At 58.0% G+C, this 14,672-nt stretch carries 7 protein-coding genes; all 7 read right to left on the bottom strand.

The window, feature by feature from the left end:
• Nucleotides 1-149 precede the first annotated feature (149 nt).
• The 7 genes from ORG26_RS05805 to ORG26_RS05775 all read right to left on the bottom strand — a co-directional run bounded on the left by ORG26_RS05805 (nt 150) and on the right by ORG26_RS05775 (nt 14,545).
• The gene (locus tag ORG26_RS05805) at nt 150-3,269 is read right to left on the bottom strand and encodes an efflux RND transporter permease subunit (RefSeq protein ID WP_266367584.1); all 3,120 of its coding nucleotides are present in this window, start codon (nt 3,267-3,269) and stop codon (nt 150-152) included.
• Between the two features lie 89 nt (nt 3,270-3,358).
• The gene (locus ORG26_RS05800) at nt 3,359-4,444 is read right to left on the bottom strand and encodes an efflux RND transporter periplasmic adaptor subunit (RefSeq protein ID WP_266367583.1); all 1,086 of its coding nucleotides are present in this window, start codon (nt 4,442-4,444) and stop codon (nt 3,359-3,361) included.
• Nucleotides 4,445-4,610: 166 nt separating this feature from the next.
• Nucleotides 4,611-5,111, bottom strand: coding sequence for a hypothetical protein (locus ORG26_RS05795; protein ID WP_266367582.1), 501 nt, complete (start codon nt 5,109-5,111; stop codon nt 4,611-4,613).
• A gap of 21 nt (nt 5,112-5,132) precedes the next feature.
• Complete coding sequence (locus ORG26_RS05790) at nt 5,133-6,548, bottom strand: RagB/SusD family nutrient uptake outer membrane protein (protein ID WP_266367581.1); 1,416 nt, start codon at nt 6,546-6,548, stop codon at nt 5,133-5,135.
• Between the two features lie 28 nt (nt 6,549-6,576).
• Nucleotides 6,577-9,555, bottom strand: a complete 2,979-nt coding sequence (locus ORG26_RS05785) for a SusC/RagA family TonB-linked outer membrane protein (RefSeq protein ID WP_266367580.1) — start codon at nt 9,553-9,555, stop codon at nt 6,577-6,579.
• Nucleotides 9,556-9,845: 290 nt separating this feature from the next.
• On the bottom strand, nt 9,846-11,321 hold the full coding sequence (locus ORG26_RS05780) for a RagB/SusD family nutrient uptake outer membrane protein (protein WP_266367579.1): 1,476 nt from the start codon (nt 11,319-11,321) through the stop codon (nt 9,846-9,848).
• Between the two features lie 74 nt (nt 11,322-11,395).
• Nucleotides 11,396-14,545 carry a SusC/RagA family TonB-linked outer membrane protein gene (locus tag ORG26_RS05775; protein ID WP_266367578.1) on the bottom strand — a complete coding sequence of 1,050 codons (3,150 nt, stop codon included), beginning with the start codon at nt 14,543-14,545 and terminating at the stop codon, nt 11,396-11,398.
• Nucleotides 14,546-14,672 lie beyond the last annotated feature (127 nt).

The raw sequence follows: 14,672 nt of genomic DNA, 5'->3' as shown, positions 1-14,672 counted from the left end.
GTGTCGCGTACTTACCGAAAAGTACGCAGAAATCAGGACGGCCTGAATGCCCGGCTTAAAATCTGATTGTGTGACAGGAAACGCTCCCCGGAGGCATAAAAAAGAAAACCGCCGGGGAAACCGGCGGCTTTCCAAAAGACAGCGATTGGTTAAACCAGCTCGGCCACCTGCTGTTCTTCCGGCTTCGGCTTGTACGCTTTCGACAGATACGTGTAAACGGCCGGAATGATGTAAAGTGTCAGGACGGTCGAAAACAGCAGCCCGCCCACGACGGCAATTCCCATCGAAACCCGGCTTTCTGAACCGGCCCCGAGCGCCAGAGCGACCGGCAGCAGACCGAGGGCGGCGCAGAGGCTGGTCATCAGGATAGGCCGGAAACGGGCCGTAGCGGCTTCCAGCGCGGCTTCGTGCTTGCTGAGGCCGTGCTCTTTCCGCTGGTTGGCAAATTCCACGATCAGAATTCCGTTCTTGGTGACCAGCCCGACGAGCGTGATGATGCCGATCTGGCTGAAGACGTTCAGCGTCTGGCTGAAATCCCAGAGCGATAGCAGGGCTCCGCAGACGGCCAGCGGCACGGTCAGCAGAATGATGATGGGGTCCACGAAGCTCTCGAACTGCGCCGCCAGAATGAGGTAGATCAGGAGCAGCGCCAGCGCAAAGGCCATGTACAGGCTGGACGAGCTTTCGCGGAACTCTTTGGAGGTACCGTCGAGGGCCGTGGAGAACGACGGGTCGAGGACTTCCGCCGCAATGCGTTCCATTTCCGAAATGCCGTCGCCCAGGGTCACGCCTTTGGCCAGACCCGCCGACACGGTGGCCGAGGCATAGCGGTTGTACCGGAACAGCTGGGGCGGCGTGCTTTGCTCCGTCAGTTTGACCAGGTTATCGAGCTGAACAAGTTCCCCTGCTTTGTTTTTCACAAACAGCGACTTCAGGTCCGTCACGTCGTTGCGGTCGGGCCGGTCGATCTGACCGATAACCTGATACTGCTTGCCGTCCATGATGAAGTACCCGAACCGCCGCCCCGAGAGGCCAAGCTGCAGCGTCTGGGCCACATCCTGCACCGACACGCCGAGGTTCATGGCTTTCGCCCGGTCGATTTCGAGCCGGATTTCGGGCTTGGTGAATTTCAGGTTGACGTCCGAGGCCGAGAATTTCTCCGACGCCTGCACGCGTTTCATGAATTCCGGCACCGCCTGGCGCAGCTTGTCGAAGTTGCTGGCCTGAATCACAAACTGAACGGGCAGACCGCCGCCACCGCCCGTCCGGGCTCCGGTCGTGATGGTCTGTTCCTGCACCACCAGCGCTTTGGCACCCGAGAACTTCTTGATGTCCGGCGTCAGTTCGTCCACAATTTCCTGCTGGCTCTTGGTCCGCGGCGGCCTGTCGTTCAGCAGCACCCGGACGGTCCCCGAGTTGGTGGCCCCGGAGCCGAAACTGGGCGAGGTGACGGCCGTGATGCCCATCACTTCACTGCGCGCGTATTTTTCGCGGATAAACTTCGCCACCTGGTCGGTGTAGGCGAGCATATACTCGAACGTAGCGCCTTCCGGAGCCACGGCCTGAATGCGGAACCCGCCCCGGTCTTCCATCGGCGACAGTTCCGACGGAATGGCGTTGGCCTTGAACAGGCCGTAAATAACGCCGATGAAGCCCGCCATCAGCACCCAGGCCAGCCAGCGGACTTTCAGAAAGCCGGCCAGCGAGTTGGCGTATCCGCTTACCATCGCCTCGAAGAACGGCTCCGTGACCCGGTACAGCCAGGAATGCTGGTTTTTGCCGTCGGCGCGGCGGGCTTTCAGGATGCGGGCCGAGAGCATGGGCGTCAGCGTCAGCGACACAAAGGCCGAAATCAGCACCGAACCGGCCACCACGATGCCAAATTCGCGGAACAGACGGCCCGTAATGCCCTGCAGGAAGATAACCGGCAGAAACACCGCCGCCAGCGTTACAGTCGTGGAGATAACGGCAAAATAAATCTCCTTGGACCCGTGGATGGCCGCCTGGTAAGGCGACATGCCTTCTTCAATTTTCGTATAAATGTTCTCCAGAACGACAATGGCGTCGTCCACCACCAGACCAATCGCCAGGACGATGCCGAGGAGGGTCAGGACGTTGATGGAAAAGCCGCAGACGTACATGATGAAAAACGCCCCGACGAGCGAAACCGGAATGGCCGTCAGCGGAATGAGCGTACTGCGCCAGTCGCGGAGAAACACGAAAATGACGAGGGCAACCAGGACAAAGGCGATGAAGATGGTTTCCTGCACTTCCAGAATCGACTTGCGGACGTACCGCGTGTAGTCGAAGCCGAACATGGTTTTCACGTCGGGCGGCAGTTCTTTTTCGATCTGCTGCTGTTTTTTGTAAATGTTATCGACAATTTCAATCTGGTTGGCCCCCGGCTGCGGAATAACGGCGATGGAAATCATCGGGATGCCGTCGCGTTTGAGCAGCGTCCGTTCTACTTCCGGAGCCAGTTCGGCAAAGCCCACATCCTGAAACTTGACCACCTGATCGCCCTGTTCTTTCAGGATAATGTTGTTGAAATCGTCCGGGGTCGTCAGGCGGCCCAGCGTCCGGACGGTCAGTTCGGTCGTGGCTCCTTCCACGCTGCCGGAGGGCAGTTCGATGTTTTGCCGGGTAAGCGCCTGGGCTACGTCCACGGCCGTCAGGCGGTAGGAGGCCAGCCTGACCGGGTCGATGCGCAGCCGCATGGCGTACTTTTTCTCCCCCCACAACTGCACGCTGCTGACACCGGGAATGGTCTGAAACCGCTCCTTGAACTGCCGCACGGCAATGTCGTTGACTTCCAGCAGGGACCGTTTTCTGGACAGCAACTGCACGAAATAGATGGGGCTGGCGTCGGCATCGGCTTTGGCCACCACGGGCGGGTCCACGTCCGGCGGCAGCAGGGCCACCGAGCGCGAAACCCGGTCGCGGACGTCGTTGGCGGCATCTTCAATATCGACGCTCAGTTCAAATTCAACGGTAATCACACTCCGTCCGTCGCGGCTCGACGAGGAGAGCGTCCGGATACCGGCAATCCCGTTGATGGATTCTTCGAGCGGCTCGGTGATCTGCGATTCCACGATGTCCGCGTTGGCCCCGGTATAGGTCGTCGAGACCGTCACCACGGGCAGGTCAATGCTCGGGAACTCACGGACGCCGAGGTAATAAAAGCCAATGCCGCCGAACACCAGAATCAGCAGCGACATGACCACGGCCAGAACGGGCCGGTTTATGGAAGTGGTAGAAAGGGTTGCCATGAGCGAATGATTGAATTTAGAATGATTGAATGACTTGAAATCAGCCTTGTCCGGCTGCCCGGTCATTTGGTCAAAGAGTCATTCAGGCATCAAAGAATGTTTCGGACTTCCACTTCGCCGCCCGGTTTTACGAGCTGGATGCCGGAGGTGATGAGCGAGTCGCCGGGCTGGAGGCCGGTCCGGATTTCGACGCTGCGGTCGGTGCGGGTGCCGATTTCGACTTTTACCGATTCCGCTTTGCTGTGGCGCAGGACAAACACCTTCTGGCCGCTGGCTTCGGGAATGATCGCTTCCGTCGGGATGACGATGGCGCTTCCGCGCGAGCTCAGCACCACTTCGATCTTGGCAAACGCACCCGGAACGAGCATCCGGTCGGCATTGGGGCTGACGGCCCGCAGCAGGAGCGTCCGGGTTTCGGGGTCCACTTTCGGTTCGACGGCGTACACCTGACCGGTCCGGCCCACTTCCGAGCCCTCCACGGTGAAGCGGATGGTACTGCCTTTCCGGACCTGTCCGGCGTACTTGGCCGGGATGGAAAAGTCGAGCTTGGCGGGCGTCACGTTGGTCAGCGTGGCGATTTTAGTGCTGGAGGAAATATAGCTGCCCAGGCTGACGTAGCGCAGGCCGATGTTGCCGTCGAACGGGGCGCGGATCACGGTTTTGTCGAGCTGGGCTTTCAGGTTTTCGATATCGGCCAGAATCCCGCTCAGGTTGGTCTGGCTGATCTCGTATTCCTGACGGCTGATGGCTTCTTTTTCCAGCAGGCGACGCTGGCGGGCTTCGTTGTCTTCGGCCAGTTTCCGGTTCGACATCAGCTTCTGGAGCTGGGCCTTCAGGTCGGCGTCGTTGATGGTCAGCAGCACGGTTCCCCGGCGTACGTAATCACCTTCCCGGAAGTTAATGCTGGTCACCCGCCCGGACACTTCGGGCCGGATTTCCACCTCTTCATTGGCGAGGATGGTGCCCGTGGTCAGGATTTTTTCGTCCAGATTGTGTGACCGGACGACCATCACTTCCACGGCCGCTTTGCCGCCGCCCGGGGCCGGTTTGGCCGCAGCTTCCGCCCCTTTTTCGGCTTTACTTTCCAGTAAGGGTTTCAGGCGCGGGTAAAAGGCAATGCCGGTAACCAGGACAATGATGCCCACCGTCAGGATTCGTTTGGTAAAGGGATTCATAGAGATAAGACCAAAAATCGGAGGAAAGAAACTTAAGGTAAAGTACGTAAAAAAAGAGATTTAATGTACCTACAGACGCACTTTGACGCTAAAAAGCCCGCCTTGCTGGTATCTCTACCAACAAAAGCGGGCTTAAGCGGACGCAGCCTGACAGCCTTGGCTGAGCTTAGTTCCGGATGGTAAACGTGAACGTTTTGTAGTTCTCGCTCGGTTTGATCTCTTCGGTACCCGTCAGCGTCAGCGCCAGCGATACGGTCTGAGTGGCCGGGGCCGTAGCCGGAATAGCGGGCAGCACCTGGAGAATCAGGTAACCGACGCTGCTGTTGGCCGGGATAGTTACCGTCCCTTTCGTACCGACGAAATTAAAGTTTACGCCCTCTCTGGCCGTGCTGGTTTCGGCGACGGTGTACGGAATTTCCGTCGCTACCCCGCGCTGAGGACCGACCAGCTGGACCGCGATGCTGTCACGGCCGATAGCCTGCCGGATAGTCCGGGTACGAATGGCGTTGGCCGTGTTGTTGGTGGGCTGGGTAGCAAAACCCGCACGCGGATTTTTGAACTCAACCAGGGCAGGGCCTTCGTACAGATTGGATGGGTTTTCGAAGCAGGACGTCAGACTCAACGCCATTACTCCCAACCCAAGGATATATTTCAATTGCTTTACCATAATTCCTTAACGAGTTAATAATTAATAACCGGGGTTCTGCTTCAGTTTAGTGTTGAGTTGCACCTGGTCATTAGGAAGCGGGGCCAGAATCCGGAAATCATTATACGGAACCGGGGCCGACAGGCTTGCTTTGGTGATGGTCATGCCGCGACGTTTCAGATCGAAGAAACGGTGACCTTCCAGGTAAAGCTCCAGGCGGCGCTCCGTCATGATCGCGTCGATGAGCGCCGCACCCGTAACGGTTGAGGCAATCGGCGTGGCACCGGCCCGCGTGCGGATCTGGTTCAGGTCGGCCAGCGCCCGGGTGTTGTCGCCCGTTGCCGCGTAGGCTTCCGCCCGGATCAGCAGCAGCTCCGAGAAACGCATCACCGGAACGTTGTTGGTGAACGGTCCCTGCGTAGCCGTGTATTTCCGGCTGAAGAACACCGATTCACCGCCTTTGGTCGCCGAGTAGAACATGGTCGTCCGGCGCACGTCGTTGGCTTCGAACAGACCGAGCAGTTCGTTGGTCGGAACCACGTCACCCCAGTTACCGGTCGTCAGGTTGGTCGTCAGCGAGTGCAGCGACTCGTTGGAACCCAGCGATTCAGTCGCCTGAACGTAGTTGATCTCAAACAGCGATTCTGGGTTCGGGGCCGTCGTGAAAGCGCCCTGGTACTGGGCACCGGTTACCAGACGGGCACCCGTGCCGTTCATGGCTTCCGTCGCAAGCTGGATGGCTTCGGCGTATTTCTCCCAGTACAGATACAGGCGGGCGAGGATACCCTGAGCGGCCGCTTTGGTGGCCCGGCGGCGATCCGCTGCCGTTGAAGCGGGCAGCAGGGCGATCGCTTCTTTCAGGTCCTTCTCAATCTGCTGATAGGTCTGCTCCACGGTGGCGCGTTCCCGGAAGTCGGCTTTGGTCACGTCGTTGGTCGGCTCGGTGCGGAGGATAACTCCGGCATTGAAGCCGTTGACGATCTTGGTCGGCTCGTAGGCAAACGCCCGGGCGAGATCAAAGTAAAGCAGACCGCGCAGAAAGAGGGCTTCCCCTTTGATCTGGGCTTTTTCCGCGTCGGAAGCATTGGATTTGTCAATGCCCGACAGGATGAAGTTGGCTTCGTTGATCGCCGGGTAGTTGTTGTTCCAGAGCGGACGCAGGTGCTCGCTGCTGGGCGCGTTGACCCGTTCGTTGAAGTAGCGGTTCGAGTTCGAGTTGGTCAGACGAACGTTATCAGCCATGATTTCGGGGGCCATAATCATTCGCTGGCCGTAGTAGCCCGCCGGTTGCAGGCGGTCATACACCGAAATCAGCACCGACCGGATGCCCGTAATATCGGTGAGAGCAACGCCGGCATCCACAGACTGCTTCGGCTGGGTGTCCAGCAGATCGCTGCAGGAGCTAGCCGAAACGACGATCAGACAGCCCGTAGCAAATACTTTAAAATATCTTAACATACTTGAAATCTTTGTCTTTTACACTGAGTTAGAAACCAATCTGCAAACCACCGGACACCTGACGGCTTTGCGGGTAGCGGCCGATTTCGGTACCATCTACTTCAGGGTCGAAGCCCGTATAGGCCGTCCAGGTAGCCAGGTTCAGACCCTGAGCGAACAGACGAACGCGCGACAGACCTGCTTTTCTGATCCAGGCTGAAGGCAGATCGTAACCAACCGTTACCTGCTTCAGACGCAGATAGCTGCCGTTTTCCACGTGCTTGGACGAGAACGTCTGGACGGTTGAACTACCCGGTTCTGTACCGCCTTCGTAAGTGCGGGCTACGTCGGTGATCTGACCCGGAGTGGTCCAGCGGCGAAGCTGCGTGCGCAGGTTGTTCCAGCCGGCAGAGGCCGAGCTTTCCATGAAGAAGCCGTTGTTGTTCAGCAGCTTGTTGCCCCACTGGCTTTGCAGGAACACTTCTACCGTAAAGCCTTTGTAGGAAATCGTGTTGGTCACACCGCCAAAGCCTTTCGGAATGGGTGAACCCTGCAGCCGTGAGTCACGAGTCTGAACCGTATAGGTCAGGTTGTTGAGGGTGTCGAGCCACATAGCGCGACCATCGGCCGGGTTCACACCCGCGTAGGTCGGATACCAGTGAACCCGGATCGGCTGACCTACGAACAGCGAGGTACCAATGCGGTTCTGACCCGGCAGCAGCTCCTTGATCTGGTTCCGCTGGAAGGTCACGTTCCAGCGCGTTTCCCACTTCAGGCCACCCGTGTTTACGTTGACGTGGTTCAGCTCGAGCTCGATCCCTTTGTTCTCCACTTTGCCGAGGTTTTCGAAGATGGAACCGAAACCGCTGTCGTTCGGCAGGGGACGGGACAGCAGCAGCTGGTCGTTGACCTTCCGGTACAGGTCGATGCTACCACCGACGCGGCCGTTGAAGAGGGCGAAGTCAACACCGGCCCCAATCGTACGGGCTACTTCCCACGAAAGGTTGGCGTTGCCCAGCTGGCTCGGACGGATGCCCGGCAGATCGACATACTGTCCACCAAGGCCGAACAGGGCCCGCGAAGCGAAGTTGTCGATGAGGTTGTTACCGGCCGTTCCGTATTCAGCCCGGATTTTCAGGTCAGACAGGAAAGGAACGTCTTTCAGGAAAGGCTCTTCCGAAAGCCGGTAACCAGCCGAGATCGACGGGAACAGACCCCAGCGGGTGTTGCTTCCGAAGCGGGACGAACCGTCGTAACGCAGTGTTCCGGTCAGCAGCAGCTTCTCGGCGAAGGTATAGTTAACCGACGAGAATACGCTGGCAATCCGCCAGGTCGTGTACGTTCCCGTGGTCGTGATGGGACGGGCCGCCGCGGCCAGCGTCGTGAACAGGCCGTTCGGGAAACCCTGTCCCCGGGCCGAAACCACTTCGCGCGTTTCCTGGCGGTACTCGCCACCGAGCAGGGCGTTGAGGCCGTGCTGGCCGAAGGTCTTGCTGTAGTTCAGCGTCTGGTTGGTGTTCCAGTTCAGCGTGTAACGGTTGCTCACGGTGGCATCACCGCCGGTTGACGAGAACTGCGGAACGATCGGATCGCGGTAGTTATCGTCGCGGTTGTTGGCATAGTCGATTCCGTAGAACGAACGGAAGCGCAGACCGGGCAGAATTTCGTAGTTGAGCGCGAAATTGCTGACCGTTTGCACCGTTACGTTTTTGCGGGTTTCGTAGGTTACGCTTTGCACCGGGTTGTAGCTGAACGTTCCGGTCAGCGGAGCGTTGAAGGTACCGTCAGCCTTGTAGATCGGCTGGTTCGGGAAAATCAGTGCTGCCGCCAGGAACGGGCTGTTGATGAAAGCACCGTCGGCAATGGCACCGTTCTGCGTGGTAGCCGCCAGACCAATCGAGGTCTCGAATTTCAGTTTTTTGGTTGCCTGGTGATCCACGTTCAGACGAACCGTACCCCGTCTGAAGTCCGATTTGATAACCTGACCTTCCTGCAGGTTGTAGGAACCCGCCAGGTAGAAGTTGGTTTTGCCCTCACCGCCGGATGCCGAGAAGTCGTACATACGCAGTTTTCCGCGCCGGAACACCGCGTCCTGCCAATCCGTGTTCTGTACGGTTGCCGGGTCGCCATACTGGGTAATGGCCGATTGCCGCGCGGCGTCCGTAGCCTGGTTGGTGGCAATGGCCCGGTTTACGAACCCTTCAATTTTCAGCGTAGCGTATTCCGGGGCGGTCAGTACGTCAAGCTTTTTGAGCGGATCAACAAAACCTTCCTGAACGGATACGTTGAACTGGGTTTTTCCGGCACGACCCCGTTTGGTGGTGATCAACACAACGCCGTTGGCACCCTGTGCACCATAAAGTGCCGAGGAGGTGGCTCCTTTCAGAACCTGAATCGACTCGATATCATTGGGGTTGAGCGAAGCCAGTACGTTGCTGCTGGATTGCGTTGACAGTTCACCGCTGGAAACCTGTACCCCGTCAATGACGTACAGCGGGTCATTACCGGCGTTGATGGAACCCTGGCCGCGTACCCGCACCTGAATCGCACCGCCCGGCTGACCGCTGAGGGCCGTTACCTGGACCCCGGCTGCCCGTCCCTGCAGGGCCCGGTCAACGCTCTGTAGAGGCAGGTTCTCGATTGTTTTTCCGCTTACCTGTGCAACGGCACTGGTTACGTCGCGCTTGCGGGATACGTTACCGTAACCGGAAACGACAACTTCATTTAATTCAGTAGCATCGTTTTGCAGTACTACGTCGATCGTAGAGCGGTTGCCGCTGGCTACTTCCTGGCTAAGGTATCCAATGAAGCTGAATACGAGCCGGGCGTCGCCCGTGGCGTTGAGGCGGTACGTTCCGTTAGCGTCGGTCGTTGTGCCCCGTGAAGTTCCTTTTACCTGAACACTGACGCCCGGAAGCGGAGTGCCGTCGTCTGATGAAGTGACACGGCCGGTGATTACTCTATCCTGCGCAAAAGCACAGACGGATAACAGTAAACCCAGCCAGATGCTGAATAAACGTTTCGACATAGGTTGGTAATTGTTAAGAAATGGATTAAGAAAACGCGGTTGAAATCCTTTCGAACTCATGCAAAACTTTCAAGCGCGATAGCAAATATACTAAAAGTGAAAATGAATAGTAACTCTTCCGGGTAAATGGTAAATAATTTTGCTGTATTTACAGGAATTGCAAAATAATAATCAACGGAAAGCCTTAAATGGGTTACTTTTTCGTCTCACCGACAGAAAGCTTTCCCGCAAATAGCTTTCATAGCCTGCTCAACTTACCCATGAGCAGGCTATGAAAAGCCGCCGGTCGGTTACGGATTCGGAACCACCAGCTTGTTCACGTTGATCTCTCCCTGCGGAATCGGCCAGATGTAAACGGAAGCCGAAGCCGGGACGGCCTGCAGGTTGCCCTTGGCCGGCAGCGGCTGGTTCAGACGCAGCAAGTCGTTGGAACGCAGCCCTTCGCCCAGAAATTCAATCCGGCGCTCGGTCAGAATCGCATTCACCAGATCCGTCGAACCCGCGAATGACGCATACACGCCCGCCGGGTTGGACCGGCCGCGCACCGCATTCAGCAAGGCCAGCGCCCGGGCCGTGTTGCCCGTACGAGCGTTGGCTTCCGCCAGGTTGAGCAACACTTCCGAATAGCGCATGACCGGGGCCCAGTCGGTATGCTGCGGCCCGGTCGGGAATTTGTTCAGCCGGATACGGCTCTGGTCACCGGCAAAGTCGCTCCGGATCAGGTTCCGGCGGGCGTCGGTCGCGGCAAAAGCCGCATCCGCAACGATGCCGGTCGGGTTCAGCCGGTAATCGCCCAGTCCGACGATAGGAACATAATAGCTGGCAAGGCCGTTCTGGGTGCCGGGCAGGTCGTTGGACGTGAACGGCATGGACAGGATCGACTCCGTGGTGGTGTAGTTGGTGAACACCGTCGCGATGTTCGGCTGCAGTTCGTGCGCTACCCCGGTCGCGGCCCGGAACGGAGCGGCCGCCGGAACGATCTTGTTGCCTTCCGTCACGACGTTGGCGTACTGGCCCATCGTCAGATACACCCGCGTTTTGATGGCAATGGCGGTGTTCTTGTGCGCCCGGGTCGTGTTCAGCGTCGCGTTGGCATAGCTGGCGGGCAGGTTCTGCTCAGCAAAGTTCAGGTCCTCCACAATCTGCCGGTACACCTCGGCCACCGTGCTGCGGACCAGATCGTTGTTGCCGCTGCCTACCTCGCCTTTCAGACGCAGCGGAAGGCCGGGGCTGGCGCCGTTGTCCTGCGTGAACGGGCGGGCGTACAGCTGCACGAGGTAGTGATACGTGAGCGCCCGGAGAAAGCGCGCTTCGGCCCGGTACTGGTTTGCCAGAGCGGCATCCACCACCGTCGGATTGGCATCCAGACCTTCCAGAAACAGATTGATCCGGTTGATGGCCAGGTAACCCGCGTTCCAGAGGTTCGTCGGTTCGTTGGACTGCGAGTTGTTGGAGTGGTTCCAGGTCTGGAGGGCGGTAACCCCGTTGTTGGTCACGTTCAGGAACTCTTCGCCACGAACATCCACGTAGACAAAATAACGTCCTCCCAGAAACTGTCCGGATTTTACGCTCGCATAAAGTCCGTTGACCTGGGCCAGCACCCGGTCAGGGTTCGAGAAGGCGTCCTTGTCGGCCAGACTCGTCAGGGGACTCGGGTTCAGCAGTTTTTCCTCGCTGCAGGAACTGGCCAGAGGAGCCAGCAGGACGGAAAGGATGGCGGTACGCAGCACGGCCCGCCGCGAAAAAGTTGAAATGTATGTGGTCATGGGGATATCTCGATTTTACGGTTTTTCGTTCAGTCCATCCGACTCCGCGCCGGATGGACCCGTGGCGAAAGGGTTTAGAACGTTAAGCTGATACCGCCGGTAAACGAACGCGCCTGCGGTACCGAGTTGCGGTCTACGCCCGGAGCGATGTTGGCGTTCCGGTTCGTCGAGATCTCAGGGTCGGCCCCGGTATAATTCGTGATGATAAAGGCGTTCTGAACCTGGGCATAAATCCGGAGGGACGCGATGTTTGCCTGCTTCAGGAAGCTGTTGCGCAGCGTGTACCCCAGCATGATATTGCGGCCCCGGATGAAGTCGCCTTTCTCAACGTTCTCCGAAATAGGCGTGGCAGAGCCGTTCGAGATATTGTCGTTCAGCACCGGACGCGGAATGTCGGTAACGTCGCCGGCTTTCTGCCAGCGGCGCAGCACGTCAGAGTGGTTGTTCCACGGACGCTGGTCGCGCAGACCGGCCTGGGTTCCGTTGTAGATGTAGTTGCCTCCCTGGAATTGCAGGAATATGCCCAGATCGAGGTTGCCGTACTTGAACGTATTGTCGAAACCGCCGTAGAATTTTGGAATGGCATTGCCGATCACAACCCGGTCAGAACCGGAAATGGCCGGAACGACGGCACCGGTCTGGAGGTCGGTCCAGCGGCTGGCCGCCGGGGCCGAGAAGTCAAACTGGATCAGTTGCTCCTGCTTGGTGCCATCGGGCAGCGTCGTGGTCCGGACGAAAATCCGGCGGCCGTTGGCCGGGTTAACTCCCCGCGTGGGCACGGCGAAGATCGACCCGATCGACTCGCCAACCCGCACAATGTTGGAGCTTTCCAGACCGCCCGTCTGCGCCAGAATATCGGCGTTGTTGTTGGCCAGCGCCGTTACCTTGTTGATCACGCGGGTGTAGTTGAAGCTGGTGGTCCAGCTGAACTTGCCCCGTTGAACGGGCGTAGCCGACAGGCTGAATTCGACACCCCGGTTATACATCGAGCCGACGTTGGTCGAGATGCTGTTGTTGGGAATGCCGCGCGACGGAGCCTGCGGTTCGGGCAGCACCAGGTCGGTGATGTCCTGGTTGAAATAGGTCACTTCGCCGGAAATCTTGTCGTTGAACAGACCGAAGCTGACCCCCAGGTCTACTTTCGTGCTGGATTCCCAACGGAGCAGGGGGTTACCCGCCTGCGCGAATGCGAAGGTCGGCGCGCTGCCGTACAGACCCGAGTTGAACAGGCTCAGGGAAGCAAAGTCGCCGATGCCGGTATTGCCGACAATACCCCAGCTGCCCCGGAATTTCAGTTCGTTCACGACATTGGCGAGGGCGGAATTTTTCCAGAAATCTTCCTCCGAAACCCGCCAGCCGATAGACGCTCCCGGGAAGTTGCCGTATTTCCGGCCTTCAGCGTAGGCCGAATAACCATCCCGACGGAAGGTAGCCGACAGCAGATACCGCTTCTTGTAATCGTAGTTCAGACGACCGAAGAACGACAGCAGACCGTTCTGGCTCTGGAAGTTGCCGGAGGGCGCGTTGTTGGTCGTGAAGTTACCCTGGTAGGACGTAAAGAAAGGGTCCGACAGTCCCTGACGGGCACCGCCCCACGAATCAATCGTAAACTTCTGGGCTTCCGTACCGGCTACCAGTTCAAAACTGTGTTCGCCAAAGCCGAAGTTATAGTTGAAGTAGTTCTGCCAGTTCCAGATTTTGACGTTCGTGTAGATGTTGAACGCCTGTCCGCCGGTCGATCCGCCTTCCCCGTGAACGCTGTTCCGGAAGTCGATGTCCTCGACGGTCGTGCGGTCAATCCCGTACGAAGTCCGGAAAGTCAGCCCTTTGAGCAGGTTGAAGTCGGCAAAGACGTTTCCGATCAGGTGATTGTTTTCGGAAGTAAACTTGCTCAGTTCGATATCCGGCAGCGGGTTATAGTAACCACCGGGGTTGACGAGGTTGGCGCCCAGACCCATCGTGTTGCCCGCCCGGTTGATGTTGTAGGTTCCGTCGGGGTTGCGGGGAGCAACGTTGGGCTGCAGAACCAGCGGCAGACGGCCCAGACCCCCCGTGCTGAACGGCCCGCGGGTGCCGGTATTGGGCGACTGGTTAAAGCTGTTTGCCAGCGAAATGTTGGCTCCGAAACGGATGGCCTTGTTCAGCTGGTGCGAGATGTTCATGCGGCCCGTCATCCGCGAAAAGTTGTTCTTCACGATCATCCCTTCCTGGTTGGTATACCCCACCGAAAAGGCGTATTTCGTTTCCTTTGTGCCGCCGTTTACGCCGATGTTGTGGCTTTGCTGGAAGCCCGTCCGGTAGATGTAATCGTACCAGTCGGTATCCACGATGCTGCCATCCGGGTTGCGGGTCGGGAAAAACTGGTCGGGCAGACCGGCGTTCCGGGCGGCTTCGTTCTTGTAATCCATGTATTCCTGCGCGTTCAGCATGTCGAACAGCCGGAAAGGTTTGGTGGAGCCCACCCAGCCATCATAGGTGACGCTGGCACGGCCTTCCTTGCCTTTTTTGGTGGTGATGAGCAGAACGCCGGCGGCGGCCCGGGAGCCGTAAATGGCGGTGGCGGAGGCATCTTTCAGGATTTCAACCGATTCGATATCCGACGGGTTGATGTCGCCGAGCGGGTTGTTTACCGTGAAGCCACCGGCCGAAATTTCGCCCGAGTTGATCGGCAGTCCGTCAACGACGATGAGGGGAGAAGAACTGCCGTTGATGGATGAGACGCCCCGAATCCGGATGACCGGCGGGTTGTTCAGAACGCCGTTCGGCTGGATGATGTTGACGCCCGGAGCCCGGCCCTGCAGCGCCTGTTCGAAGCTTTGCACCGGTTTGTTGGCGATGGTCTGGCCGTCCACCGTAGCGATAGCGCCGGTCAGCGTCTTTTTGCTCTGGGCACCGTAGCCCACGATGACCACTTCGCTGAGTTCGGTCGAATTATTTTGCAGAACAACGTTTACCACCGAGCGGTTGCCGACGACCACTTCCTGATTGGTAAAGCCGATGAAGCTGAATACCAGGCGATCGCCCGACGAAACACCGGGCATCCGGAAGGTTCCATCGCCGTCGGTGCTGGTGCCGCGGGTTGTTCCCTTAATTTGGACGCTCACGCCGGGGAGGGGAGAGCCGTCATCAGAAGTAGTGACTTTTCCGGTTACCGTTCGGTCCTGAGCAAATACAGAAACCGAAAGCACCAGGCAGAGCCATAGGCTAGTTAGAAGTTTGGACATACGAATTATGGTTTGGATTAAGAAAGGGATTCAACTAGCACGAAAGATAGTATTACTTTCAGAGAAAGAAAAAATACTACCAGAAATTAGGCGATAAAATAATCAGCGGCTGGCTGTAGGTAGATTA

It is taken from the genome of Tellurirhabdus rosea (genome assembly GCF_026278345.1).
GTDB lineage: Bacteria > Bacteroidota > Bacteroidia > Cytophagales > Spirosomataceae > Tellurirhabdus > Tellurirhabdus rosea.
This window is presented reverse-complemented; position numbering and strand designations above follow the sequence as displayed.

Excerpts from the sequence above, each read along its gene's own strand:
- ORG26_RS05775 (WP_266367578.1), bottom strand. The coding sequence starts at position 14,545 with ATGTCCAAACTTCTAACTAGCCTATGGCTCTGCCTGGTGCTTTCGGTT.
- ORG26_RS05780 (WP_266367579.1), bottom strand. The coding sequence starts at position 11,321 with ATGACCACATACATTTCAACTTTTTCGCGGCGGGCCGTGCTGCGTACC.
- ORG26_RS05785 (WP_266367580.1), bottom strand. The coding sequence starts at position 9,555 with ATGTCGAAACGTTTATTCAGCATCTGGCTGGGTTTACTGTTATCCGTC.
- ORG26_RS05800 (WP_266367583.1), bottom strand. The coding sequence starts at position 4,444 with ATGAATCCCTTTACCAAACGAATCCTGACGGTGGGCATCATTGTCCTG.
- ORG26_RS05790 (WP_266367581.1), bottom strand. The coding sequence starts at position 6,548 with ATGTTAAGATATTTTAAAGTATTTGCTACGGGCTGTCTGATCGTCGTT.
- ORG26_RS05805 (WP_266367584.1), bottom strand. The coding sequence starts at position 3,269 with ATGGCAACCCTTTCTACCACTTCCATAAACCGGCCCGTTCTGGCCGTG.
- ORG26_RS05795 (WP_266367582.1), bottom strand. The coding sequence starts at position 5,111 with ATGGTAAAGCAATTGAAATATATCCTTGGGTTGGGAGTAATGGCGTTG.